Raw genomic sequence first — 24394 nt, 5'->3', positions numbered from 1 at the left:
GTGACCCGGAATGGAAAAAGGGCGTGTGCGGACACACGCCCCTTTATTCTGGCTGATAGACAAGAGGAAGGCCTATGGCGTTGCGTCGCTCTCTTGTTCTGTTGCGACTTCCATTGCGATGTGTTCCACGCCGAGCCACGCCGCGCAGTCCTTCAAGGCCCGCGCCGCAATCAGCTGGCGTTTCATGATCGTCTTGTCCTTGCCGCGGAAGCGCTTGACGCCCTCGGGTTTGACGATTGAGCCCGGCGCGAGTTCCGGGAACAGGCCGAAATTGATGTTCATCGGCTGGAAGGAGCGTTTGCCCGGCTCATCATCGGAGGAGAGGTGGCCGCCGGTGATGTGGTTGAGCAGCGAACCGAGGGCGGTGGTCGAAGGCGGAAGGCTCGGCGCCTCGCCCTTCTGTTCGGCGGCGGCGAAGCGGCCGGCAAGCAGCCCCACAGAGGCGCTTTCGACATAACCCTCGCAGCCGGTGATCTGGCCGGCGAAACGCAGGTCCGGGCGGGATTTCAGCCTCAGCGAGCGGTCGAGCAGGATTGGGGAATCGATGTAGGTGTTGCGATGCAGGCCGCCGAGGCGCGCAAATTCCGCGTTTTCAAGACCCGGGATCATGCGGAACACATCCGCCTGAACGCCGTATTTCAGCTTCGTCTGAAAACCCACCATGTTGTAGAGCGTGCCAAGCGCATTGTCCTGACGCAGCTGCACCACGGCATAGGCCTTGACGGTTGGATTATGGGCGTTGGTCAGACCCATCGGCTTCATCGGCCCGTGGCGCAATGTCTCACGACCCCGCTCGGCCATGATCTCGATCGGCAGGCAGCCATCAAAATAGGGCGTGCCTTCCCATTCCTTGAAACCGACGGTATCACCCGCAATCAGCGCGTCGATGAAGGCATTGTATTGCTGCTCATCCAGCGGGCAGTTGATATAATCCTTGCCCGTGCCACCGGGACCGACCTTGTCGTAACGCGACTGGTACCAGCAGATATCCATGTTGATGCTGTCGCGATGCACGATAGGGGCGATGGCGTCGAAGAAGGCGAGCGCATCCTCACCCGTCTCGGCCTGGATGGCGGCGGCAAGATCCGGCGAGGTGAGGGGACCGGTCGCAATGATGGTGTTGCCCCATTCCTTCGGCGGCAGGCCGTTCACCTCCTCGCGAATGATCGTCACCAGCGGGTGACCTTCCAGCTTTTTCGTCACGGCTTCGGAAAACCCGTCGCGGTCGACGGCAAGCGCGCCGCCGGCGGGCACCTGGTGTCTATCGGCGCAGGCCATTATCAGCGAGCCGGCAAGCCGCATTTCCGCATGAATGACACCGACCGCATTTGCCGTCGCATCGTCGGAGCGGAAGGAGTTGGAACAGACCAGTTCCGCCAGCGTATCGCCCTTATGCGCGTCCGTGCCGCGCACGCCGCGCATTTCATGCAGAATGACGGGGACACCGCTTTCGGCAATCTGCCATGCGGCTTCCGAGCCGGCCAGTCCTCCGCCGACGACGTGAATGGGAGAAAGGGTCTTGTCCTGCATGTCGATGTCCATAGGCGACCGCGGGGCAGAGGCTCCCGTGCGGCGGCTGTCATTCGAGTGAGTGTTCAGCACGGGTCCCGAAGGACGCTGCATGTTGCCGATGCACTAGCATGCATGGCCGGAGCCGCCAAATGTTTTTGGTTCGGTAGTCAGTGGCCGCGGCAGTTGAGCTTTACCGCGGCAGTTGAGCTTTACGATGAGGCCGAAGCCCGAAGCGCTCGTTTATGGGAGCGAGCTGGCGCCGTTTGTTTCTTCTCCCCGCCGGGGAGAAGTCCGCGGCAGCGGGATGAGGGGGCGAGGGTAGTGGTTTGCGGAGAGCTTGCCCCCTTCATCCGACCCTTCGGGCCACCTTCTCCCCGGCGGGGAGAAGGCGCATAAGGCGATGCCGCGGCCTTCCTCGTGATTCTCAACGCTGGGCGATGTTGAAGGCCGAACTCCAGCCCAAACCCCAGAATCAAAAACGGCGCCAGAGGCGCCGCTTTCTTTTACCTGTCGCTCAATCGTCGCGCCCTGGAGGTCGGGCAGCGGGACGATCGTTTACGCCTTAGCGGAACGAACGGGAAGCAACGTTACGGATGTCGTAACGTGTCAGGCCGATGTCGCTGAGCGCCTGGTTGGACAGGCTGCCGAGTTCGTTGATCGTGCGGCGGTAGGAGATCCAGTTCTTTGCGATGCGGATGGGGTTCATGGTCGTTTCCTCAATCTATCTCTGTTGATTTCGTCGGCCGGCTCAGCGGTTTCTCTGTGCTCTCGGCTGTTGAGGTTTATATATAGACATGAAGCCATGTTGTGCAGTGCAGAATTTAAGCGACTGCCATGCATTTGTGCACTATGTCGGCTAAATTTGCGGCTTGAGATGGCATCTGAACAAAATATGAGCGGAGATGCCTGCATTTCGGGCGCGTATGAGGGGTTGTGCAGTTATAGGAAAGCGTTGCCGCATCAAGGGCCGGTTGAGGCGGTCGCCCGATGCCGGATCGATGGCCTGGGCACCGATGCAGTTTTGCAATGTCACCCAAGCTTCGGCGGTCGCTACAGTTTCTTGTGGCCCAAACGAAAAAAGGCCGGAGGCGGGAGCCTCAGGCCTTTTGGGTCGTCTATCTGCCATCCGCCGCATAAGCGGCGGAGGCGACATTATTAGAAGCCGACGGCAGACTTGGCGACGCGGCGGATGTCCTGACGGCCGATGCCGAGGTCATTCAGTTCGCGGTCGCTCATGCGGCCAAGTTCGGTAACGGTCTGACGGTATTTGCGCCAGTTGGTAAGCGAGCGTGCAATGTTCATTTTCATCTTCCTCTTCGTGCGGTTCAGTCTCAACGGCCAGTCTTGGGAGGATTATGGTCCGGGGCTGAACTGATCTCTGTATGACCATGAATATAATCGGTTTAATCGAAACAAAAACAGACAAAGCAAGATGCCACCTATGCGCGGAACGCAGGGCAAGCCGCGATGTTCGCCGGATCGCGGCGATTCATGCATCATTTGTGACCATTTTATGGGGGTTTGGTGGCGGTTAGGTAATCGCGCCTTGCAGATTCAGGCGGGGCTCCCTTGGCGGCGCAAGAGGCGTCTGCGTCGGGAGCGACGCTGCAGAAAATTACCCCACGCAGACGCCATATATAATGTCAGCCCTCCGACCCGTATTGTGTCCCGTCTCGGCCGGGCACCCGAGGTGCAGCGGCGTCCAAATCTTCTATGCGTCGTTTTCGAATGGAATCGCCCGCCGCCCTGGCGTCGCCTCGATGCTTTTCGTTGCCGCAGGCGTTCATCGGAAGCGGCACGGCATTGCCATCTTCGCCCGGCGCATCAAGAAAAACCCGGAGGAAATAAAAGCAGGAGAACGGCGTGCTTGACCCTTCCTGAACATTGTGACATACCGCCGCCCAACGTGCGGGTATGGCGGAATTGGTAGACGCATTGGTTTTAGGTACCAACGCTTCGGCGTGGGAGTTCGAGTCTCTCTACCCGCACCACAAGCAAGGCATGGCTGTGCCACGCTTGCGCCAGAGTGCATCTTTAGAAGATGCGCGGGCTTTGGGGGTGTCCCTCTAGCTTTTCAGGTGCGGGCAGAACGGTGTCCGGCAGCTGCTTGTGTAATGATTTAAGAAAGCCACGGCCGGGAACCATGTTCCAGTGCAGTGCTCGAAAGTAAACCAACGGCTGTCTGAGCACCGCCGCCATGATGTGAAGGTTTGAGAAAATGCAGGTTATCGAAACGCTCGCTGAAGGGCTGAAGCGCGAACTGAAGGTCGTTATTCCGGCCGCCGACATGAAGGCCCGCCTGGACGAGCGCCTCGTCGACGCCAAGGACAAGGTTCGCATCAACGGTTTCCGTCCCGGCAAGGTGCCGGTTGGCCACCTGAAGAAGATGTACGGCAAGTCTATCATGGCTGACCTCGTCAACGAGCTGGTTCGTGAAAAGCCGACCGAGATTCTTTCCAGCCGCGGTGAGAAGTCTGCGACACAGCCGTCGATCTCCATGACCGAAGACGAGCAGGAAGCCGAAAAGATCCTGTCGGCCGAATCCGATTTCGAATTCACCGTTGCCTACGAAATCATTCCGGCCATCGAACTGAAGGCCAATGACGGCATCAAGGTTACCCGCGAAGTCGTGGAAGTGACCGAGGACGAGATCAATGAGCAGATCCTCAAGATCGCTGAAAGCGCTCGTACTTACGAGACCAAGAAGGGCAAGGCCGCTGAAGGCGACCGCGTCACCATGAACTATCTCGGCAAGGTTGACGGCGAAGCCTTTGACGGCGGCGCGGCTGAAGATGCCGAACTGGTTCTCGGTTCCGGCCGCTTCATCCCCGGCTTCGAAGACCAGCTGGTTGGCGTCAAGGCCGGTGACGAAAAGACCATCACCGTGACGTTCCCGGCCGATTACCCGGCTGCGAACCTCGCCGGCAAGGAAGCCAACTTCGACATCACCGTCAAGGACGTTGCTGCCGCTGCTCCGGTTGAAATCAACGACGAGCTGGCCGAAAAGCTCGGTCTCGAATCGGCTGAAAAGCTGAAGGAAATCGTCAAGGGCCAGATCGAAAGCCAGTACGGCAACGTGACCCGCCAGAAGGTCAAGCGTCAGATTCTCGATCAGCTCGACGAAATGTACAAGTTCGACACGCCGGCTGGTCTGGTTGATGCCGAGTTCGACAACATCTGGCGCCAGATCAACACCGATCTTGCCCAGTCCGGGAAGACCTTTGCTGACGAAGACACCACGGAAGAAGAAGCCCGCGAAGAATATCGCAAGCTTGCCGAGCGTCGCGTTCGTCTTGGCCTCGTTCTCTCCGAAATCGGCGAAAAGGCCGGTGTCGAAGTGACCGAAGAAGAAATGCAGCGCGCGCTGTTCCAGCAGCTGCAGCAGTTCCCGGGCCAGCAGAAGGAAATCCTCGATTTCTTCCGCAACACCCCCGGCGCTTCCGCTTCGCTGCGCGCTCCGATCTTCGAAGAAAAGGTCATCGACAAGCTGCTCACCGAAATCTCGGTAACGGACAAGACCGTTTCCAAGGAAGAGCTGCTGGCTGACGACGGCGAGGAAGCCACGGAAACCAAGAAGAAGGCGCCCGCCAAGAAAAAGGCTGCCGCCAAGGCTGACGACGCCGCTGAAGGCGAAGAAGCCGCTCCGAAGAAGAAGGCTCCGGCCAAGAAGAAGGCCGCTGAAGGCGACGCCGAATAATCTTCTTCAGCGCAAGCTGATTGAATGGAAAGGCCGTGGCGAAAGCTGCGGCCTTTTTGTTTGGGCAATGCCGTCGGGTCCGCTTTGCGCGGTGGACAGCGGAGCCAAACAGCGCCGCTGGCCGATATCGAGTGTTAAAATCGCTCCCGGCTCTCGCTTCTGGGATCATTATTCACCTGATGAGGCGCATAAAGATCGCCCCGGGCTTTTCGCCGCCATGGTCCCGCGGGATTTTCACGATCGATGGTAATGTCTGCTATGGCGATAGCCGGTAAACCATTCATCGGGCATTGCGCTGCCCATCGGCCATCCGGTGCAGCGATTCCCGAGGGAGCAACTGCGCTGTGAGCCGCCAGAGTGGAATAGCCGACCCAATAGGTGTTGCTTACGGCATGCCCCAATATCTCGGCGGCAAATGCCGAGCCGTTAGACGGGCCATCGCCTGCGGTGGAAAATAACACGCAGTCGACGTTCAGCCTCTCGTATTCCATGAATATCTCCGGGTAGTGCGCTTCCATGCCAAGCGCGCAACCGAAACGGAGGCCATCAATTTCAAACGTCACCGGTACGCTTCCCGGGGAATACATGAACGAGATTTTGGTGTTCGACAGCAGGCGTTCGTCGTAACGGGTTACAAGCTTGCCGCGCTCGGAGATGACATAGAGGCTGTTGTAAGGCCTATGAGGTGGCGTAAGCTGATGGACCGAACCGACAATCGTCCAAAGCCTCAGCTTGCGCGCCAGTTTTCGGATCGTTTCCAATTCTTCATACAAGGTTTCCCATTCAAAGCGCGTCCAGTCGGATGGACCGATTTCTCGTGGACCAGTCTCTGACATGATCCGTTTATGTGGCCAGCATGTAGCTCCTTCGCCAAAATGTATGATGCGAGCACCAGCTTTATGAGCCTCGCCCATAAGATTGCGTATCTCATTTCCGCAGGTCTTCAGGGCCGATACGTCGCGCGGGTCGTTGCACAGGGATGTCTGGGCGACCTCTAGCCGTATCGCGCTACTAGAGGAAATATCCGGTGTTGCGCGAATATGCCGAAGAGCAGCGGTATAGGATTCGCCGGTTTTGGCGGCGCGTGCTCTTACGCGACGTTTCAGATTGCCATTTTGCGTCATTGCCAGGCCTTTCAGGTCTCGGACGCAGTTCCCCAGCAACCTGCCCGAAACGATCGGACCGAGGAGAGTTGCCTGAGACAGAAGTCCCTTTGCCTCCTTAAAAGACCCTGCTGGGGAAGGTCGTGGAGGTTAGGCGCAGGCCACGCGCTAATACTATCAAATTCGAACAGCCGATTCGTCAAGCGGCAGGGCAGACACAGGCCGCCAAGGTCATCGATCACAATGCAGTGCAGCACGATTTTTTGCTGCATCTGCTCTTGTTCATCTCCCGTTCATCTGGCACCCTGCGAAGCATGATTTGCCTCGGCCGTATCAAGCGGTCGTTCGGGCATTATGCGCCGCTCTGCGGCCTCATCGCTGCCAGCTCATTGGCCTTACGCTTTTTGCCGTGCTTTCCGGGTTCCCCCGGTGCGCCCTTAATTTGCCAGGGGACAATCATGTCGCTCCGAACGGGTTTTGCCCTTTTTGTTGTTCTTTCCGCTTTCCTGGTGCCCGCTGCCCATGCCGAGGAAGGCGGGTTGATCTGGAAGCCGGTCAAGAATTCCGATCTGTCCTACACGGCGCGCATAGGCGCCAAGCTGCCGGTCGATACGCCGATCCGGGCGGGGCTGGAAATGGGCATGAGCGCGTCCAGGGGCGGGCAGTTGGTGGATACGCCGGTACGACTGTGGGGTAATGTCACGTTGCTGGCCGAACAGTTACCCGGCGTTTCGCTTGCCCGCGATGTTGGCGTCATCTTCAATGCGCTAACGGGTTCGAGCAGCATTTCCGTGACGTCGCAGCAGAAGCGCATCGTCACGCCGGAACTGGATATAGAGGCGAACCGCAATGTCACCATGCGGTATGACGGAACCGTGCAGCAATGGAACGGGCTGGATGTGTCGCAATCTCTGCGCCTGTCCCGCGCGGAAACCGGCACCGCCTTCGTGCTGACAGGGGCAAGCCGCAACAGCTTCAACGAATTCAGCAGTGGCGTGGCGGTCGAGCAGAAGCTGGGTGATCACCTGACGCTGCGGGGCACGCTCGATCAGGGTTATGCGGATCATTTCCGGCCGGGGGTGAGTGCGCGGTATAGTATTCGGTGGTGAGGGTTCGGGCGGGCGGTGGCACGCGTTTGCAGGGACCGCGAGATTAAGACAAGCGCGTTTCCTCCGTCATGCCGACTTGATCCGGCACCCAGCCACGGCGCGGATGCGCCGTGAAGACTCTTTTGCGATCAAAGACTTGTGCGCGCTGGATACCGGCTCAAGGCCGGGATGACGAGGTGGGGGCCATGCTTCTCAAAAGGCCGACGAAAAGACGTCGCCGTCTCAACCGCCACCGCCCGTGCAACCTCAATCCTTCTTGATCTCACCCATGCGGTTCCAGGCATCCAGCCCGGCGATCTTGTAAGCTTCCGCAAGTGTGGGATAGTTGAACGTATTCTCTACGAAATATTCCACCGTGCCCTTGAGGTTCAGCACCGCCTGGCCGATATGCACCAGTTCGGTGGCGCCTTCTCCGACGATGTGGACGCCGAGCAGGCGGCGGGTTTTCAGAGAAAAGATCATCTTCAACAGGCCGCTGTCGAGACCCATGATGTGGCCACGCGAGGTTTCGCGGAAATGGGCGATGCCGCATTCGTAGGGAATGCCGCGTTCGATCACTTCTTCTTCCGTCAGACCGCAGGTGGAGATCTCAGGCACGGCATAGATGCCATAGGGAAAGAACTGCGGCGGTTCGCCGGCGGGTGCGCCGACGGCATGGCGGGCGGCGATGCGGCCCTGTTCCATCGACGTGGAGGCGAGGCTTGGGAAACCGATTATGTCCCCGGCGGCATAGATGTTCGGTATAGAGGTCTGGAAGGTCTCTGGGTTGACCTTCAGACGGCCGCGGCTGTCGGCCTCCAGCCCACAGGCCGAAAGGTTGAGCGTATCGGTGGCGCCGACACGGCCGGCGGCGAAGAGCACGGTTTCGGCTTTCAGAACGCGGCCATTGCCGAGCGAGACAAGACATTTGCCGCTTTCGTCGCGTTCCACCTTCTCCGCCTTCTGGCCGAAGATTAGCTTCATGTTGCGGTCGCGCAGTTGATAGGCGAAATCCTCGACGATTTCCTTGTCGATGAATTCCAGCATGGTTTCGCGCGGTTCCACCACCGTTACCTGCGTATCGAGGGCGCTGAAGATGGTGGCATATTCGATACCGATGACGCCGGCGCCAACCACGATCATGGAGCGCGGCAATTCCTTGATTTCGAGGATCTCATCGGAATCGAGCACCGCTTTGCCATCAAAGGGGATATGCGGCGGGCGGTAGGGCCGGGTGCCGATGGTCAGCAGAATGGAGGTTCCGGTGACCTCCAGAACCTCACCATCGTTTTTCACCACCTTCATGGTGTTGGCATCAACGAAGCTTGCCGTGCCGCGAATGTGCTGCACGCGGTTACGGGCGAACTGGTGCTCCAGGACCTCCACCTCGTGATCCAGCGTGATGAGCAGGCGGCGGCGCAAGTCTTCCGCATCGATCTCCTGCTTGACGCGGTAGGCGCGGCCGTAAAATCCGCGTTCGCGCCAGCCTGTCAGATTGAGCGCGGTTTCGCGCAGGGTCTTGGAGGGAATAGTGCCGGTATGCACCGAGACGCCGCCGACGCGGCTGCCTTTTTCGATGACCAGAACCCTCTTTTCAAGCTTGGCGGCCTGAATGGCGGCCCGTCTGCCTGCCGGACCGCTACCGACAACAATGAGATCGAACTGGTGCATGAAAAACCCCGGAATAGACTGCATTAGGATTACCGGATGTCGCATCCGGCAAGGCGTGGTCGCGAATTGGTCGTGATGCCGTGTCGACGATGGGGAGTGATTCCCCCGTTTACCTTGCCCGCCAGAGTGCAATGCAACAAACGACTGCGTCAATCTGTAGCGCAAGAATCTGACGGATTCGTAACTGAGTGTGGATTTTCAGCGGGGTGTCCGTTCGCATCTGTCGTAGGGCGCGTGTGGCTTACCCCCTCTGCGCTGCCGGGCAGAGGGGGGTGAAACCTCATGCACTTCGGTCCACTTTCCAGTTCCAGAACCCCAACAGCTTCGTCCCGCCCAGCGCTGCCGGACGGGTGATCGCTAGAGAGCATCGGGCGATTGCCCGGCTGCGCTTCGGTTGGGTTGGTGTGGACAGGATGCGTTGCGCAACCGGGTCTTTCACCATGCCGTATCTCGCAAGGGCCGTGCACTGCGCCTTGCGAAATGGTCCTGTCGTCACGAACGCGCCACCGCCCCCATCAGAACCGTCCCTCGGTTTACGCCACGTCTGGCGACCACCCGGCAGGACTGGTGAGAAGATGACAGCGGTGAACCGGGTGGGGAAAAGCGGGCAAGAAATTTTCGCGTCAGTCGTCTTTTTTGCTGACGTGGCGGTGAAGTGCTGCGATCTCCTGGCGAAGGGCCGCGAGTTCGGCCAGCACTTTCACATCGATCTTTTCGTGCAGGGAAAGGACCTCGAGCTCGGCCTTCAGGTTCACCTCATAGTCCTTTGCGGCCTCGAAGCGGTCGCGGGCCGCCTGCCGGTTTTGCGACATCATGATGATCGGTGCCTGAATGGCGGCAAGCATGGACAGAAGCAGGTTGAGAAAGATGAACGGGTAGGGATCGAACGCGCGCGTCGTCAGGATGATCGTGTTGATCAGCGCCCAGAAGACCAGGAAAAAGCAGAAGCCGAGGATAAATCCCCAGGAGCCGCCCACCTTGGCGATATTGTCGGCCAGCCTGTCGCCGAAACTGGCACCGGCGGAAAATTCCGCGTTGGTGTCGCTCGAAATCAGCTTTTTCTGGTGTGAGAGTTCGAGGATACGCCGCTCGACCTCACCGATATCACGGGATGAGCGTTTGAAATGCGACGTGATATAGTCGGAGATGTCTGACACGGTGTGTCTCCGGTTCAAGGGGGGCCTCTGCCTTTCGAGATAAACCCGCATGGGAGCGGAATTCAAACGATTTCCACCACCATGCGGCCGAGGCGTCCCCGCCGAGACGGTCAGACAGCTGGCGTCGCTTCGTGCAACCAGTTGAAACCGGGGAAGAAGCGCTGCCGGCCAAATTGCTGGCCGAACATCATGTCGAATTGCAGCAGACGATAATCGCGCACCACCTCAGGCACCGCGTTTGGCGCAATCGACCAGTCGGGCAGGGCGTTACCGTCGGTCGTCACCAGCATGTGGCGGTCGATGACGGAGAACGCCTTTTGCACCTCGCCCAGCGTGCCGGTGTAAAAAGGATCGGAAAAGCCTGCGGTCTTCAACACATGGTAGGGCAGAAGCGCGGGGCTGATGGTGCCGATAGTCTTGCGCACGCCCTTCTTCGAGGACCAGACGACCAGCGGCGTTTCGTGTTCCTTCTTCATCACCTCCAGCGGCGCGCGGCGACTGGCCACCATGCCCGGCATGTAGCCGCTTTCCACGAAGGTCTGGCCGAGCGGCGGCAGATGATCGCCGAAGAGCACAATGATGGTCTCACGGTCGCGTTTCTTTGCCCAGCGCATCAGCTTCAGCAGCGCGTCGTCGGCTTCGGCCACGCCTTGAGAATAGGTGGCGAGCGCCTGCGAGGCGGAGGCGGAAAGATCGCCCGTCACGCCGATCGTATTGTCCGCATAACGGTCAGCCTCGTAAGGGCCATGTCCCTGCAGGGTGACAGCAAAGAGGAAGAGCGGGTTCTGCGCCTTGTCGGCGGTCTTCATGATCTCGTCCATCAGCGCGTCGTCGGAGGCAAAATTGCCGCGTTTTTCCATCGCGGGCAGCGTCTCTTCCGAGCGGAATTCCTCGAAGCCGAAGTTTTTATAGACCTGCTTGCGGTTCCAGAACCATTCCTGGAACGGATGCATGGCAATGGCGGAATAACCTTCGCCACGGAAGAAGCTGGCGAGCGAGGGTACCGGACGACGGATGTATTGCTGATAGGGAATGCTGCCATAGGGCAGGAAGGCGTTGGAGAAACCGGTCAGCGCCTCGAATTCCACATTGGCCGTCATGCCGCCGAATTCCGGCGAAAACACATGGCCGGACTGTTTGGCGCGGATCGTTGGCATGGGATCGGCCGATAGATGCACGTTTTCGAGCCGGGTTGGATCCCAGAGGGATTCGCTCATCAGCATGATGACGTCAGGGTAATCACCCTTGTTGGCGGCAAAAGATGCCGGTTCGGAGGTGAGTTCGGCGATGCTGTTTTCGCCGTAACCCTCCGGCGCCGAGACATTGGCCATCGGAATATTGAAGGCGAAGGCCATCAGGAAGCCGTTATGGCGGTAGTTTTCCTGCTGGTCCCACATCATCGGGATGATGTTGAGCCGGTCGCGCGCCCAGGAATAATGCGAGTAGTCCATCAGCGAGGCGAGGCCAGCGAGCACTGGAAGTGTCAGTGCAAGGCCCACGGCCCGCTCCCGTAACCGCAGCACCGGCGAGTGGCGGCGCGCCAGCAGCCAGAGGGCGGCAATAGCGCCGATCATGGCGCAAAGGCCGAGACCCACCAGCAGCGCTGTCAGCGGCTGCGCCTTCAACATGGTCGGCAGAAGCTCGACAATCTGCCGTCCGAACAAGAGGTCTGATGGATAAAGCGGATCGGAAAGGTAGGTCTGCTTCTGCGCGGAGATCAGCCCCACAAGGGCGCAAAGCGGTGCGACCACGATAAGTGACAGATAACGTCGGCCAAGCAGCGAATCCAGCAAAACGAGGAGGGCAAGCACGGCGGCGACCGTCGTCATGCCGGGGCGGGCCGACGAGGTGAGGAATGCGCCGATATCCGTCAACGAACCACGAGCGATCCATTCGAGCAAAATGACGAGCACCAGCGATGCAATCGCCAGATGGACAAGCGTGGAAGCGGTGCCCGCAAGCTTCGAAAGGCTCTTAAGTCCCGCAGGCGAAAAGACAAAACCAGCCTTTTCGGAAGCCGTTGTTTTTGGCGCCGAATGTCTCAAACCCATACTCCGGTATTTCAGGCGACACGGCCGATCCGGGGAGGTGAATCGGGTGTCGCAAAAGTGTCATGTAACTGTCACATAAGCGCGATGAACGCGACATGAACTTTAAGGAATGCGCATATAGGCGCGATAACCTTCGCGTGAGGGCGGCAGTGTCGAGAAGCGTACGAATGAATGAAGGGGGAATTGCTGCGTTGCGGAGCGATCACGGGCGCGGTATTGAAGGGACATGAGCGACAGACACGATATAGCGAACCATCTGCGGATTGCCGTCGGGCAGTTCAATCCCACTGTTGGCGACGTGGCGGGCAATCTCGCCAAGGCGCGTGAGGCAAGGGCCGATGCGGCAACCCAGGGTGCCGATCTTCTGCTTCTGACCGAACTGTTCATCTCAGGCTATCCGCCTGAGGATCTGGTGCTGAAGCCGGCTTTCCTGAAGGCGTGCCTCAAGGCTGTCGAGGAACTGGCAGCCGAGACTGCGGACGGCGGGCCGGGTATCGTTATCGGCTTTCCGCGACAGGGCGAGACCGGTCGGCACAATTCCGTGGCGCTTCTGGATGGTGGCAAGATCATTGCGCTGCGCGACAAGATCGACCTGCCGAATTACGGCGAATTCGACGAGAAGCGCGTGTTCTCCGAAGGGTCGATTTCCGGCCCCTATAATTTCCGCGGGGTGAGGATCGGTATTCCGATCTGCGAGGAAATCTGGAACGACATGGGCGTCTGCGAGACGCTTGCCGAAAGCGGCGCGGAAATCCTGCTGGTCCCGAACGGTTCGCCCTATTACCGCGGCAAGCTGGACGTGCGCCATCAGGTGGCGCTCCGACAGGTCATCGAAAGCGGGCTGCCGCTGGTTTTCGCCAACCAGCTTGGCGGACAGGATGAGCTTGTTTTTGACGGCGCCAGCTTCGGCTTCAATGCCGACAAGACACTTGCCTTCCAGATGAGCCAGTTCGAGGCGACGCTTGCCGTAACCGACTGGAAACGCACGGCGGATGGCTGGCGTTGCGAAAGCGGGCCGTTCTCGAAGATTCCCGAAGGCGAGGAAGCGGATTACCGCGCCTGCATGCTGGGCTTTCGCGATTACGTCAACAAAAACGGCTTCAAGAGCGTGGTACTCGGGCTTTCAGGCGGCATCGATTCGGCGATCTGCGCCGCCCTTGCGGTCGATGCGCTGGGTGAGGAGCGGGTGCGCTGCATCATGCTGCCTTACCGTTATACCTCGGAAGAATCGCTGAAGGATGCCGCAGATTGCGCAAAAGCGCTCGGCTGCCGATACGATATCGTGCCGATCATGGAGCCTGTGGAAGGCTTTCTCTCAGCCCTGTCAGAACTTTTCGAGGGCACCGAAGAGGGCATCACCGAGGAAAACCTGCAGAGCCGCACGCGCGGCACCATCCTGATGGCCGTTTCGAACAAGTTCGGATCCATGGTCGTGACGACGGGCAACAAGTCCGAGATGTCGGTGGGTTACGCCACGCTTTATGGCGACATGAATGGCGGCTTCAACCCCATCAAGGACCTCTACAAGATGCAGGTCTATGCCATTTCCGCTTGGCGCAACGCCCATGTACCGCCGGGCGCGCTCGGCCCTTCCGGCGAAGTGATCCCCGCCAACATCATCGCGAAGGCTCCATCCGCCGAATTGCGCCCCAACCAGACCGACCAGGATTCGCTGCCACCCTATCCGGTGCTGGACGATATTCTGGAATGCCTTGTCGAAAAGGAAATGTCGGTCGAGGAAATTCTGGCGCGCGGCCATGATATCGCGACCGTGCACCGGGTGGAGCATCTGCTTTATCTCGCCGAATACAAGCGCCGCCAATCAGCGCCGGGTGTGAAGATCACCAAGAAGAATTTTGGGCGTGACAGGCGGTATCCGATTACCAACCGGTTCCGGGATAGGTAGGGCGTTTTGGGAAGGCGCGTTTAACGCGGTACCTGCTGAATGAATTGGGTCAGCGCATTGAGAGACGGCGCGGCCTATTTCTTCTCCCCGCCGGGGAGAAGGTGGCCCGAAGGGTCGGATGAGGGGGCAACGTTGCCGTAACTCACTGCCCTTGCCCCCCATCCCGCTGCCGCGGACTTCTCCGCGGCGGGGAGAAGAAACGAGGGGCATGCGCTCGTTCCACAACAAGCCTTCGCGTTTAAGCAAGCGGCGCGGAGAAAACCCCGCGCCGTTCACTCGCCTTAAATAGCCTGCCCCACATCGATGCGGTTGCCGTCAGGGTCTTCAAACACAAAGGCCCTGAGGCCATACTCCTTGTCCTGCAAGCCCTTGATCATGCGCAGCCCATGTTTCTTGCAAAGCGTGTGCAGCGCATCGACATCGCTGACCATCATATGCGCGACGTTGAAGGGCGCGGCTCTGTGCGCCGGCTGCAATGTCAGGTGCAGCTCGGCATTGCCCTGTTTCAGGATCATGAAGCCGACGGGGTTGCCGTTTTCGAAGGTCTTTTCGAAACCGAGAACACCGACATAAAAATCATGGGCCTTTTCGATATTCTTGACAGGAAGCATTGCGGCGATCCGACCGAAGCGGATGCCGTGATCGGCGATGGTATTCATCGCGGAACCTCGGATCTGGGAGAAACGGGGAGGGCCGCGGACGGTGCCGGGGCACAGGCGTTTTTTCCGGTTTGAATTTGCAGGACGGTGCCTGCCGCCCTAGGATCATAGCCACGGCGGCGACGGATTCAAATGGAATGTCTGCGCCGTTGCGGTCGGAACATTGACAAGCCCGGGAGGCAGAATGCGCAGCTCCATCGAAATCTTCAACATCCGCACCCGGCAGATGCGGGTGATTTGGCAGACGCCTGAGCTGTTCGAAGCGCCGAACTGGTCGCCGGATGGGAAATACCTGCTGCTGAACAGCGAAGGGCTGCTTTACCGCCTGTCCCTTTCCGGTGACGCGTCGCCACAAAAGGTCGATACGGGTTTCGCGACGCAGTGCAACAACGACCACGGTATTTCGCCCGACGGTTCGCTTTACGCCATTTCCGATAAGGTGGAGTTCGGCAAGAGCGCCATCTATCTTCTCTCCTCGGCCGGCGGTGCGCCGCGGCTGATGACGAAAAACCTGCCTTCTTACTGGCACGGCTGGTCGCCGGATGGGAAAGGTTTTGCGTATTGCGGCATTCGCGATCAGGTTTTCGATATCTATTCCATGGACATAGACAGCGGCGTTGAAACACGCCTTACCCATGGTGAAGGCCGCAATGACGGCCCCGATTATTCGCCTGACGGTATGTGGATCTATTTCAATTCCAGCCGCACGGGGCAGATGCAGATCTGGCGAGTGCGGGTGGATGGCTCAGCCGTGGAGCGTGTCACCGACAGCCCCTATGGCGACTGGTTTCCGCACCCGTCACCAAAAGGAGACAAGGTTGTCTTCATTTCCTATGATGGCGACGTTTTCGACCATCCGCGCGATCTCGATGTACGCGTGCGGCTGATGGATGTGGACGGCGGCAATGTGGAAACGTTGTTCGAGCTTTTCGGCGGGCAGGGCACGATGAATTCGCCCAACTGGTCGCCGGATGGGGATGAGTTCGCTTATGTCAGGTACTTTCCGGTGGCGTGATGCGGTTCTGACGAGGCGGTGTACCCCCTCCCTTCACTCCGGCTCAGGGCCGGAATGACGGAGGTGGGGAGCACGGTCATATTGTCGCGCGGCCTTGGCGACACTTGCGTTCGCACGCTATTTTGCCCATAGCTTCAACGGTCAGGTGCCCGCCTTTGCGGCGGGAGAATCGGGAATCCGGTGAGAGACCGGAACGTGCCCAACGCTGTGAGGCGGATGCCCTTTTTCACATGCCACTGAAGTTATTCGGGAAGGCGAAAGGGGCGGATGAAGCCTAGTCAGAAGACCGGCCTGGCAAAATAGACCGAACCGCGCGGACGGCGGCAGGTTGATGGAAAGCGAGTCGTCGCTGCGAACCTTCCATGGTTTCGGCACCGGCCCGCCCGCATTGTTAGGGATAAACGATGCCGACCGAACCGCCCTTCACAACGCCACCTGACGCCAATCCGTTGGATCACTCGCTTTCACCCGCCCGCCCGTTTTCCAGCGACGAGCGCGAGGCGATCTACCGCGCCATCGAGACGCGGCGTGATGTGCGCGACCAGTTCCTGCCAGACCCGCTGCCGGACGATCTCGTCGAGCGCCTCCTGAAAGCGGCGCATGCCGCTCCCTCTGTCGGTTTCATGCAGCCATGGAATTTCACCCTCGTCACCGACGGCGCCGTGCGCCAGGCGGCATGGGTGGCCTTCAGCCGCGCCAATGAAGAGGCGGCGGCGATGTTTGAGGGCGAGAAGCAGGCGCTCTACCGCAGCCTGAAGCTTGAGGGTATCCGCAAGGCCCCGCTCAGCATCTGCGTCACCTGCGATCCGACACGGGGTGGCAAGGTGGTGCTGGGCCGCACCCATAATCCACGCACGGATGTCTATTCCACCGTCTGCGCCATCCAGAACCTCTGGCTCGCCGCCCGCGCCGAAGGCGTCGGCGTTGGTTGGGTCAGCATTTTCCACGACAGCGATATCAGGGCCATTCTGGATATTCCCGATCACATCGAGATCGTTGCCTGGCTGTGCCTCGGTCGCGTCGATACGCTTTATACCGAACCGGAGCTGGCGGTGAAGGGCTGGCGGCAGCGCGTGCCGCTGGAAGAGCTTGTGTTTCGTAACCGCTGGGGTGGGGGCGTAGACACGGAGGCCTGCGAATAGGTCGGGACATTGCCGTCATTTCTTCTCCCCGCCGGGGAGAAGGTGGCCCGAAGGGTCGGATGAGGGTGTAACGGTAGAGATTTTCGGAGAGCTTGCCCCTCATCCCGCTGCCGCGACCTTCTCCCCGGCGGGGAGAAGAAATACGCCTCGCGCGCTCGCCCCATTACACGCGCGCAAGAGATTTCACTGCTGCGGCTGGATGCCCTTCAGCGCCGGGTTCTTCAGGTCTATCTTGCCGGTCTGGTCCGGCAGGAATTTAGGTCCGATGATGCGGACTTTTGCATCGTTCGGGTCATAGTCGCGTTCGGGAACGGGTTGTTCAGGCGGCTTTGCGGCCTGCTGCTCGGCGGGCTTCGGAGCCTTGTCACCTTGCGGCGATGGAATGGTGGTGATGCTGGAATAGGGCTTATCCGCTTCCGGCCGGGACGCCTGTTCCTGCTTTTGCATCTCCTCGTGATAGGCGGCCATGTTGCAGGCGCAGCCGGGCGCTTTTGCGGAAGAATTGCGATAGGCGAAGGCGGTCGGCAGATCCCTGTAGGGTTTGCCGGTTTCAGCGGACACCATGTCTGCTGTTTCCTGATCCGTCATGGAGTGGAAATAAAGCTCCGTCTCCGTTCCCGGGCACATTTTCTGGCATTGCTCGGCCTGGGCGCGGAAATCAAGCGGCGATGCATTGGAGGCGATCGGGAAGAACGATCCGTCGCAGGTGCGCACGCAGAGCGTTCGAAGCCCGCCCTCGGCGGCGGCGTTGGGGTAAGGCGAAAGGCCCGCCTGTCCCGGCTCATCGCCATTCTGCCTGAAGGCATCGGGATACCGGGTCACATCGGGAGCCTGCGGCGGTTGCGTGTCCGTTTCCGGCATCGTCGTGCAGCCATTGGCATCGAGGGCGGCGAGAATGCGCTCGCGCCTCACGTCGACGTCGTCACTGCGCGCTGCCGCCATGGCGTCGTCGCGATCGCGGATGATCGCGTCACGTTCGGCCTCGGCATCCACCAGCGCATCGCCGATCTCGGCGCAGAGGCTGGCATTGGGATTGCCATAAACGATGACGCTGCCTGATGAGCAGCCATAGCTGCGCATGTCGTTCCTGATCTTGCGGATGACGATATTCTGGCGGGCGAGCGCATTGGCGTAACGCCGCACATCGGCCGTGTTGCCGATGACACGCGGCGGCTCGCGCAGCTGTTGATAAAGCGTATCGCAGACCTGATCCGCAAAAGCGGCGGCAGGAGCCATGAGAACCAGGGGAAGCAGGAGGCCGATGATGCGGCTGCGCCGGGTCAATTGTGCGATCCGTTTGATGTCCCCGGCCGGTGGCAGGGGTGTTACGCTTCAGGAAATCCGTGTTTCAGGAAGATAACATAAGCTGTTGCCGCAATGCGGCAACAGCATGTTCAAAACTGCGTTAATGCGCCTTCATCACACCGAAGGGTGCGAGGCCTGCACCACGGCAAAGGCCGCCATGTTGACAACGCCGCGCGAGGTGACGCTGGGCGACAGGATGTGGGCGGGCAGGGCCGTGCCGAGCAGGATCGGGCCGACATGCAGGCCTTCCGTCAAGGTGCGGGTGACACCCAGCGTGATATTGGCGGCATCGAGGTTCGGGAAGACCAGCAGGTTCGCCTCGCCGGTCAACACGCTGTTGGGCATGGCACGCTTGCGCAGCGCTTCGGAGAGTGCCGAGCCGCCCTGCATCTCACCATCCACTTCCAGTTCCGGCGCTGCCTGCTGGATGATCTTCAGTGCGCGGCGCATCTTGCGGGCGCTTTCCGAGTCACGCGAGCCGAAGTTGGAATGGCTGGCGAGCGCGATCTTCGGCGTAATGCCGAAACGACGGATTTCCTTCGCCGCAAGGATCGCCATCTCGGCCACTTCTTCTGACGTCGGGTCGTTGTTGACGAAGGTATCGGTGAGGAACAGCGCGCCCTGCTGGGTAATGAGAAGGCTGAGGCCCGCAAAGGAGCGCACACTTTCCTGCTTGCCGATGATCTGGTTCACGTCACGCAGATGCCGGTCATAACGGCCTTCCAGACCACAGATCAGCGCATCCGCTTCGCCACGCTTCACCGACAGCGCACCGATGACGGTGGAGTTGGTGCGCACGATGGTGCGGGCGGCTTCCGGGTTGATGCCGGCGCGACCGACGAGGGCGAAATAATCATCCACATATTCACGGTAGCGCGGATCGTCTTCCGGGTTGACCACGGCGAAATCCGCATGCGGGCGGATGCGCAGGCCGAAGCGCTTCAGGCGCGTTTCGATGATCTGCGGGCGACCGATGAGGATCGGGATGCCGGTGCCCTCTTCCAGCAGCACCTGGGCGGCGCGCAGTACGCGTTCGTCTTCGCCTTCGGCAAAGATGATACGCTTCTTTTCGGCAGCTTTGGCGGCGTTGAAGACCGGCTTCATGATGAAGCCCGAGCGCCAGACGAAGCGGTTCAGCTGGTCGAGATAGGCTTCGAAGTCGGTGATCGGCCGGGCGGCGACGCCGCTTGCGGCGGCAGCACGGGCAACGGCCGGCGCAATGCGCAGGATAAGGCGCGGATCGAAGGGCGAGGGGATGAGGTAGGTCGGGCCGAAGATCGGCGTTTCGCCGCTGTAAGCCTTGGCGGCCACTTCGGAGACTTCCTCACGCGCCAATTCGGCGATGGCCTGCACCGCGGCCATCTTCATTTCTTCGTTGATCGTTGTTGCGCCGCAATCGAGCGCGCCGCGGAAGATATAGGGGAAGCAGAGGACGTTGTTGACCTGGTTCGGGAAGTCCGAGCGGCCGGTGCAGATCATCGCATCCGGGCGGGCGGCACGCGCCTCTTCCGGCATGATTTCAGGCTTCGGATTGGCAAGCGCGAGGATGAGCGGGTTCTCCGCCATGCGCTCCAGCAGTTCCGGCTTCAGGACGCCTGCCGCCGACAGGCCGAGGAAGACATCGGCGCCATCAATGGTTTCAGCCAGCACGCGCTTGTCGGTCTTCTGGGCGTAAACTTCCTTCCACTCGTCCATCAACGTGTTGCGGCCGTCATAGACAAGGCCCTCGATGTCGTGCACCCAGATGTTTTCTTTCTTGGCGCCCATCGCAACAAGCAGGTTGAGGCAGGCAAGGGCCGCCGCACCGGCACCTGACGCCACGATCTTGACGCTGGACAGAGACTTGCCGGCCAGTTCCAGAGCGTTGGTGACAGCGGCGGCGACGATGATCGCGGTACCATGCTGGTCATCGTGGAAGACAGGGATGTTCATCTTCTCGCGCAGCTGGCGCTCCACCTCGAAACATTCCGGCGCCTTGATGTCCTCAAGGTTGATGCCGCCGAATGTGGGTTCCAGCGCCGCGATGGTGGAGACCATGTCGTTGATGCCGGGGGCATCGATTTCGATATCGAACACATCGATGCCGGCGAATTTCTTGAAGAGGACGGCCTTGCCTTCCATAACGGGCTTCGAGGCAAGCGGGCCGATATTGCCAAGGCCAAGAACGGCCGTGCCGTTCGAGATGACCGCGACGAGATTGGCGCGGGCCGTGTATTCCGCTGCCATTTCGGGGTTCTCGTGGATGGCAAGGCAGGGGGCGGCGACACCCGGCGAATAGGCGAGCGCCAGATCGCGCTGGTTGCCGAGCGGCTTGGTGGCCTGGATCTCCAGCTTGCCCGGGCGCGGGTAGCGGTGGAAAAAGAGCGCCTGTTCCTCGATGTCGGCCTTTGCCGTGTTGGCGGGCGTGTTGTTCTTATCGTGAGAGGTCATGTCTTCCACCGTCGTATCTGGTTTTATTTCGGCCCCCTGAATACAACAAACTTACCCGTGGTACAGCCGTTATTTGACCCCAGCTTATGCAAATGCCGCCATGGCTTATTCGCGTTTTCGTGAAAGCTTTCGTCATATTCCCTGCAAAAAACGGCCGCTGTCATGTTGCTGAAACACGAGTCTGGTTCTGAGAGGGAAGAAAGCCGCAGGGACGCAACCGAACAGGGGGATGATATCCGTGGCCGGTCAAATTGAAACCAGACAGTTCAGAACGCTTTTCATTTCAGATGTTCATCTTGGTTCAAAGGCAGCCAAGACGGATTATCTGCTCGACTTCCTGAAATACCACGAGGCCGAAACGATCATCATGGTCGGCGACATCGTCGATGGCTGGCGCCTGCGCCGCAGCTGGTACTGGCCACAGGGCTGCAACGACGTGGTGCAGAAGCTTCTGCGCAAGGCCCGCAAGGGAACCCGCATCGTTTATATTCCCGGAAACCATGATGAATTCCTGCGGGAGTTTCCCGGCATGCATTTCGGCGGCATAGAAGTTGCCGAGCGCATGATCCATGAGGCGGCGGACGGCAAGAAATACCTGGTCATCCATGGCGACGAGTTCGACGTGGTGGTGCGCAATGCCCGCCTGCTCGCTTATCTCGGCGACTGGGCCTATGATGCGGCGATCGCCATCAACGTCGCCATCGCCGCCGTGCGTCGCCGCATCGGCTTGCCTTACTGGTCGTTCTCGGCCTGGGCCAAGCTGCAGGTCAAACACGCCGTCAACTTTATCGGCGAGTTCCAGCGCGTGGTGGCGGATGAGGCGCGGCGCAACAATGTCGATGGCGTGATCTGCGGCCATATTCACCACGCCGTCATGGAAGACATGGATGGCATCCGCTACATCAACACCGGCGACTGGGTGGAAAGCTGCACGGCGATTGCCGAGAATGCCGACGGCACGTTCGAGCTGATCACATGGATGCAGACGAGCGAAGTCATTGCCGAGCAGACATCGGATGAGATGGAGCCGGTGAATATTCCGGGGCTGATTGGCAAGCACGCGGCGTGATTGGGTTTTTTGGCCAGGCGGATGGTAGGCTCGCCTGCAAACGACGTGTTTCGCAAAAATCGTAGCATCCGCATACCGTCGTCCCGGCCCTGAGCGGGGATCCAGGGCGATCAAGTCTTTGATCTCGTACGACTTGGTTATCACGGCGCAGACGCGCCGTGGCTGGATGCCGGATCAGGTCCGGCATGACGGAGGTGAGGCTGGGAGCCTTACCCAGTGACCTTCCGGTGAGGCACCATAGAGATTTTGCGAAGACAACCTGTCGGCTCCAACCCCGCGCGGACGCTGAGCTAGGGTGTTACCCCCACAATTCCGGCCGTGCCGGATAGACCAGCGACCCTTCATAAACCAGCCCCGGTTCTCGGTCCTCAGCCAGCAGCAGCGGCCCGTCGAGATCGGCAAAGGCTGCGCCTTGAGCAGCCAGCACAGCGGGCGCCATGCCGAGCGAGGTGCCGAGCATGCAGCCGACCATGATGGTGAAACCGAGCTTTTCGGCCTCTGCCTTCATGACAAGCGCTTCCGTCAGGCCGCCGGTCTTGTCGAGCTTGATGTTGATGGCATCGTAACGGTCGCGCAGGCCGACGAGGTCCTTTGTCGAATGCACACTTTCGTCGGCGCAGATCAAAACCGGATGGTCGATGCGGGCGAGAATCGCGTCCTTGCCGGCAGGAAGCGGCTGTTCGATCAGCGATATCTTCAGTTCTGCTGCAAGCCGCAGATAATACTCGATGTTGCCGTCGTTCCAGCCCTCATTCGCATCGATGATGATACGCGCCTCGGGTGCGGCTGCGCGGACGGCGCGCAGGCGGGCCTCGTCGTCGGCTGTGCCGGTCTTGATCTTCAGCAGCGGGCGGGTGGCATTCTCCGCCACCTTTGCCGCCATGGTGTCGGGATCGGCAAGCGAGATCGTGTAGGCAGTGACGAGCGGCTTCGCCGCCTGTCCTAAAACCTGCTCGGCGGCGCTCTTGCCGCTCATTTTTGCTTCGAGATCCCACAATGCGCAATCGACGGCATTGCGGGCCGCACCCGGTTTCATCGCCTGCTGCAAGTCCTGCCGTGTCAGGCCGCCGGCGATCTGCTCGGCAATCGACTTGATATCGGCGATGACGCCCTCAATGCTTTCGCCATAACGTGGGTAAGGCACACATTCACCTTTACCGGTAAAGGAACCATCCCGGATGGTGCACGTTACGACATCCGCATGCGTCCGGGTGCCGCGTGAAATGGTGAAGCTGCCAGCAACGGCGAAACGTTCTGTTGTGGCTTGAAGGTAACGGGGCATGTTTTTTCACTTCCTGATCGGTGTCAAACGACACATGACGCCAAATTTATCGCGAATTGTCGGCTGTCACTGTGGCTTGCCGTGAGCCAAAACGTTATTAAACCCTTAAGAATCTCGTGACGGCTGCACTCGCTCGGAGCATTATGCAAGAACAGGACACACGGCAACAGGCGAACCCGGCCGCAATTTCCGCAGACGATACCGTCTCCGGCGGCGCGTCGCGTTTTGTGCTGAGCGGTTCCTGGCGCAACAGCAATCTCTCCGGCATTTTCCCCATTCTCGACAAGATCGAGAAAGACGCATCTTCCAGCGCTGCGGAAATCGATCTCTCGTCCGTGGAGGCGATCGACACCACCGGCGCCTGGATCATCCAGCGCCTGCGCCGCGATCTTGAAGCGAAGGGGGCCACCGTCACCGTAACGGGAAACGACCAGATTGAAGAGGTCATTTCCCAATTGCCTGAAAAGGTGGAGATGGAAGGCGAGGCTCCCAAGAAGGTGGGGCTCGCCGAGCGCATCTTTGCGCCGATCGGCCAGGCCGTCGTCCAGAACGGCGCGGATTTCCTCGCGGGGATGTATATTCTCGGCTCGGCCGTGCGCGGCGCGCAGATGAAGCTCGGGCGGGGACGCGGCGTTTCGCCAGCGGCGATCGTCAACCAGATCGACCATATGGGCGTGCGCGCCGTGCCGATCATCATGCTGATGTCCTTCCTGATCGGCGCGATCATCGCCCAGCAAGGCGCGTTCCAGCTCCGGTATTTCGGTGCCGAAGTCTTCGTCGTCGATCTCGTTGGCATTCTGCAATTGCGTGAAATCGGCGTTCTCCTGACCGCGATCATGATCGCCGGTCGCTCCGGCAGCGCGATCACCGCTGAAATCGGCTCGATGAAGATGCGCGAGGAAATCGACGCGCTGAAGGTGATCGGTCTCAATCCGGTTGGCGTGCTCGTCTTCCCGCGGCTGGTGGCGCTGACGATTGCGCTGCCGCTTTTGACCATTCTTGCCAATTTTGCAGCGCTTTTTGGCGCGGCCATCGTCACGCTGCTTTATTCCGGCATCACATTTGAAGTGTTCCTGTCGCGCCTGCATGGGGCGGTGGAGGAATCGACCATTGCGGCCGGCATGATCAAGGCGCCGTTCATGGCGCTGATCATCGGCATCGTCGCGGCCGTGGAAGGCATGAAGGTGGGCGGTTCGGCGGAATCGCTCGGCAAACACGTCACCTCGTCGGTGGTAAAGTCCATCTTCGTCGTCATTCTGGTGGATGGCCTCTTTGCCATCTTCTACGCAGCCATCGATTTTTAAGGA

Annotated in this window: 18 protein-coding genes, 1 tRNA gene and 1 riboswitch; of the genes, 8 read left to right on the top strand and 11 right to left on the bottom strand. The window is 59.8% G+C overall.

Annotation, left to right across the window (positions count from 1 at the left end; translation table 11 throughout):
• Nucleotides 1–72: 72 nt before the first annotated feature.
• From trmFO to ACUTJJ_RS09635, 3 genes are all read right to left on the bottom strand, one after another.
• Nucleotides 73–1542, bottom strand: coding sequence for a methylenetetrahydrofolate--tRNA-(uracil(54)-C(5))-methyltransferase (FADH(2)-oxidizing) TrmFO (gene trmFO, locus ACUTJJ_RS09645; RefSeq protein WP_209088217.1), 1470 nt, complete (start codon nt 1540–1542; stop codon nt 73–75).
• A gap of 532 nt (nt 1543–2074) precedes the next feature.
• Nucleotides 2075–2218 (bottom strand): DUF1127 domain-containing protein, encoded by a 144-nt coding sequence (locus ACUTJJ_RS09640; protein WP_003515516.1) that lies wholly within the window; start codon nt 2216–2218, stop codon nt 2075–2077.
• 449 nt (nt 2219–2667) lie between these two features.
• Complete coding sequence (locus ACUTJJ_RS09635) at nt 2668–2814, bottom strand: DUF1127 domain-containing protein (protein ID WP_144574109.1); 147 nt, start codon at nt 2812–2814, stop codon at nt 2668–2670.
• Nucleotides 2815–3420: 606 nt separating this feature from the next.
• Between ACUTJJ_RS09635 and ACUTJJ_RS09630 the strand changes: the two genes are divergently transcribed.
• Both ACUTJJ_RS09630 and tig read left to right on the top strand, forming a co-directional pair.
• Nucleotides 3421–3503 (top strand) — tRNA-Leu (locus tag ACUTJJ_RS09630).
• Between the two features lie 227 nt (nt 3504–3730).
• On the top strand, nt 3731–5209 hold the full coding sequence (gene tig / locus ACUTJJ_RS09625; protein ID WP_296070213.1) for a trigger factor: 1479 nt from the start codon (nt 3731–3733) through the stop codon (nt 5207–5209).
• Nucleotides 5210–5343: 134 nt separating this feature from the next.
• Here the strand turns inward: tig and ACUTJJ_RS09620 are convergent, their stop codons facing one another.
• Nucleotides 5344–6333 (bottom strand): carbon-nitrogen hydrolase family protein, encoded by a 990-nt coding sequence (locus ACUTJJ_RS09620; protein ID WP_445541999.1) that lies wholly within the window; start codon nt 6331–6333, stop codon nt 5344–5346.
• Nucleotides 6334–6770: 437 nt separating this feature from the next.
• On the opposite strand from ACUTJJ_RS09620, the gene ACUTJJ_RS09615 reads away from it, so the two are divergent.
• A complete protein-coding gene (locus ACUTJJ_RS09615; RefSeq protein ID WP_445541998.1) occupies nt 6771–7421 on the top strand; it encodes a hypothetical protein in 651 nt (216 codons plus the stop codon).
• A gap of 246 nt (nt 7422–7667) precedes the next feature.
• Here ACUTJJ_RS09615 and sthA read toward each other — a convergent pair whose 3' ends face one another.
• The 3 genes from sthA to ACUTJJ_RS09600 all read right to left on the bottom strand — a co-directional run bounded on the left by sthA (nt 7668) and on the right by ACUTJJ_RS09600 (nt 12279).
• Nucleotides 7668–9071: a Si-specific NAD(P)(+) transhydrogenase gene (sthA, locus tag ACUTJJ_RS09610; protein WP_445541997.1), complete on the bottom strand. Its 1404-nt coding sequence runs from the start codon at nt 9069–9071 to the stop codon at nt 7668–7670.
• A 623-nt stretch (nt 9072–9694) separates the two neighbouring features.
• Nucleotides 9695–10228 (bottom strand): DUF1003 domain-containing protein, encoded by a 534-nt coding sequence (locus ACUTJJ_RS09605; protein WP_445541996.1) that lies wholly within the window; start codon nt 10226–10228, stop codon nt 9695–9697.
• Between the two features lie 110 nt (nt 10229–10338).
• Entirely contained in the window at nt 10339–12279 is a 1941-nt protein-coding gene (locus tag ACUTJJ_RS09600; RefSeq protein WP_445541995.1) for an LTA synthase family protein, read from the bottom strand.
• A 226-nt stretch (nt 12280–12505) separates the two neighbouring features.
• On the opposite strand from ACUTJJ_RS09600, the gene ACUTJJ_RS09595 reads away from it, so the two are divergent.
• Nucleotides 12506–14185, top strand: coding sequence for an NAD+ synthase (locus ACUTJJ_RS09595; RefSeq protein WP_445541994.1), 1680 nt, complete (start codon nt 12506–12508; stop codon nt 14183–14185).
• 281 nt (nt 14186–14466) lie between these two features.
• Here ACUTJJ_RS09595 and ACUTJJ_RS09590 read toward each other — a convergent pair whose 3' ends face one another.
• Nucleotides 14467–14844, bottom strand: coding sequence for a glyoxalase superfamily protein (locus ACUTJJ_RS09590; RefSeq protein ID WP_445541993.1), 378 nt, complete (start codon nt 14842–14844; stop codon nt 14467–14469).
• Between the two features lie 184 nt (nt 14845–15028).
• On the opposite strand from ACUTJJ_RS09590, the gene ACUTJJ_RS09585 reads away from it, so the two are divergent.
• Together ACUTJJ_RS09585 and bluB are read left to right on the top strand one after the other, a co-directional pair.
• Complete coding sequence (locus ACUTJJ_RS09585) at nt 15029–15859, top strand: TolB family protein (RefSeq protein WP_445541992.1); 831 nt, start codon at nt 15029–15031, stop codon at nt 15857–15859.
• A gap of 126 nt (nt 15860–15985) precedes the next feature.
• Nucleotides 15986–16168: riboswitch (cobalamin riboswitch) on the top strand.
• A gap of 95 nt (nt 16169–16263) precedes the next feature.
• Complete coding sequence (bluB, locus tag ACUTJJ_RS09580) at nt 16264–17001, top strand: 5,6-dimethylbenzimidazole synthase (RefSeq protein WP_445541991.1); 738 nt, start codon at nt 16264–16266, stop codon at nt 16999–17001.
• 183 nt (nt 17002–17184) lie between these two features.
• On the opposite strand, the gene ACUTJJ_RS09575 is transcribed toward bluB, so the two are convergent.
• Entirely contained in the window at nt 17185–18285 is a 1101-nt protein-coding gene (locus tag ACUTJJ_RS09575) for a DUF2865 domain-containing protein (protein ID WP_445541990.1), read from the bottom strand.
• Between the two features lie 135 nt (nt 18286–18420).
• Entirely contained in the window at nt 18421–20736 is a 2316-nt protein-coding gene (locus ACUTJJ_RS09570) for an NADP-dependent malic enzyme (protein WP_445541989.1), read from the bottom strand.
• A 229-nt stretch (nt 20737–20965) separates the two neighbouring features.
• Here ACUTJJ_RS09570 and ACUTJJ_RS09565 point away from each other — a divergent pair, with 229 nt between their 5' ends.
• A complete protein-coding gene (locus tag ACUTJJ_RS09565; RefSeq protein WP_445541988.1) occupies nt 20966–21805 on the top strand; it encodes a UDP-2,3-diacylglucosamine diphosphatase in 840 nt (279 codons plus the stop codon).
• 298 nt (nt 21806–22103) lie between these two features.
• Here the strand turns inward: ACUTJJ_RS09565 and dgcA are convergent, their stop codons facing one another.
• Entirely contained in the window at nt 22104–23087 is a 984-nt protein-coding gene (dgcA, locus tag ACUTJJ_RS09560) for an N-acetyl-D-Glu racemase DgcA (RefSeq protein ID WP_445541987.1), read from the bottom strand.
• Nucleotides 23088–23230: 143 nt separating this feature from the next.
• Here dgcA and ACUTJJ_RS09555 point away from each other — a divergent pair, with 143 nt between their 5' ends.
• On the top strand, nt 23231–24391 hold the full coding sequence (locus ACUTJJ_RS09555) for an ABC transporter permease (RefSeq protein ID WP_063948891.1): 1161 nt from the start codon (nt 23231–23233) through the stop codon (nt 24389–24391).
• Nucleotides 24392–24394: the final 3 nt, after the last annotated feature.

It is taken from the genome of Agrobacterium sp. DKPNP3, assembly GCF_052686535.1.
The sequence above is the reverse complement of the archived record's forward strand: the minus strand, read 5'-3'. Positions and strand labels throughout refer to the sequence as shown.

Bases quoted from the DNA above. Each gene is read 5' to 3' on its own strand.
- ACUTJJ_RS09600 (WP_445541995.1), bottom strand. From the start codon at position 12,279: ATGGGTTTGAGACATTCGGCGCCAAAAACAACGGCTTCCGAAAAGGCT.
- ACUTJJ_RS09620 (WP_445541999.1), bottom strand. From the start codon at position 6,333: ATGACGCAAAATGGCAATCTGAAACGTCGCGTAAGAGCACGCGCCGCC.
- sthA (WP_445541997.1), bottom strand. From the start codon at position 9,071: ATGCACCAGTTCGATCTCATTGTTGTCGGTAGCGGTCCGGCAGGCAGA.
- bluB (WP_445541991.1), top strand. From the start codon at position 16,264: ATGCCGACCGAACCGCCCTTCACAACGCCACCTGACGCCAATCCGTTG.
- ACUTJJ_RS09640 (WP_003515516.1), bottom strand. From the start codon at position 2,218: ATGAACCCCATCCGCATCGCAAAGAACTGGATCTCCTACCGCCGCACG.
- dgcA (WP_445541987.1), bottom strand. From the start codon at position 23,087: ATGCCCCGTTACCTTCAAGCCACAACAGAACGTTTCGCCGTTGCTGGC.
- ACUTJJ_RS09565 (WP_445541988.1), top strand. From the start codon at position 20,966: ATGATATCCGTGGCCGGTCAAATTGAAACCAGACAGTTCAGAACGCTT.
- ACUTJJ_RS09585 (WP_445541992.1), top strand. From the start codon at position 15,029: ATGCGCAGCTCCATCGAAATCTTCAACATCCGCACCCGGCAGATGCGG.
- ACUTJJ_RS09615 (WP_445541998.1), top strand. From the start codon at position 6,771: ATGTCGCTCCGAACGGGTTTTGCCCTTTTTGTTGTTCTTTCCGCTTTC.
- ACUTJJ_RS09570 (WP_445541989.1), bottom strand. From the start codon at position 20,736: ATGACCTCTCACGATAAGAACAACACGCCCGCCAACACGGCAAAGGCC.
- trmFO (WP_209088217.1), bottom strand. From the start codon at position 1,542: ATGGACATCGACATGCAGGACAAGACCCTTTCTCCCATTCACGTCGTC.
- ACUTJJ_RS09595 (WP_445541994.1), top strand. From the start codon at position 12,506: ATGAGCGACAGACACGATATAGCGAACCATCTGCGGATTGCCGTCGGG.
- tig (WP_296070213.1), top strand. From the start codon at position 3,731: ATGCAGGTTATCGAAACGCTCGCTGAAGGGCTGAAGCGCGAACTGAAG.
- ACUTJJ_RS09635 (WP_144574109.1), bottom strand. From the start codon at position 2,814: ATGAACATTGCACGCTCGCTTACCAACTGGCGCAAATACCGTCAGACC.
- ACUTJJ_RS09590 (WP_445541993.1), bottom strand. From the start codon at position 14,844: ATGAATACCATCGCCGATCACGGCATCCGCTTCGGTCGGATCGCCGCA.
- ACUTJJ_RS09555 (WP_063948891.1), top strand. From the start codon at position 23,231: ATGCAAGAACAGGACACACGGCAACAGGCGAACCCGGCCGCAATTTCC.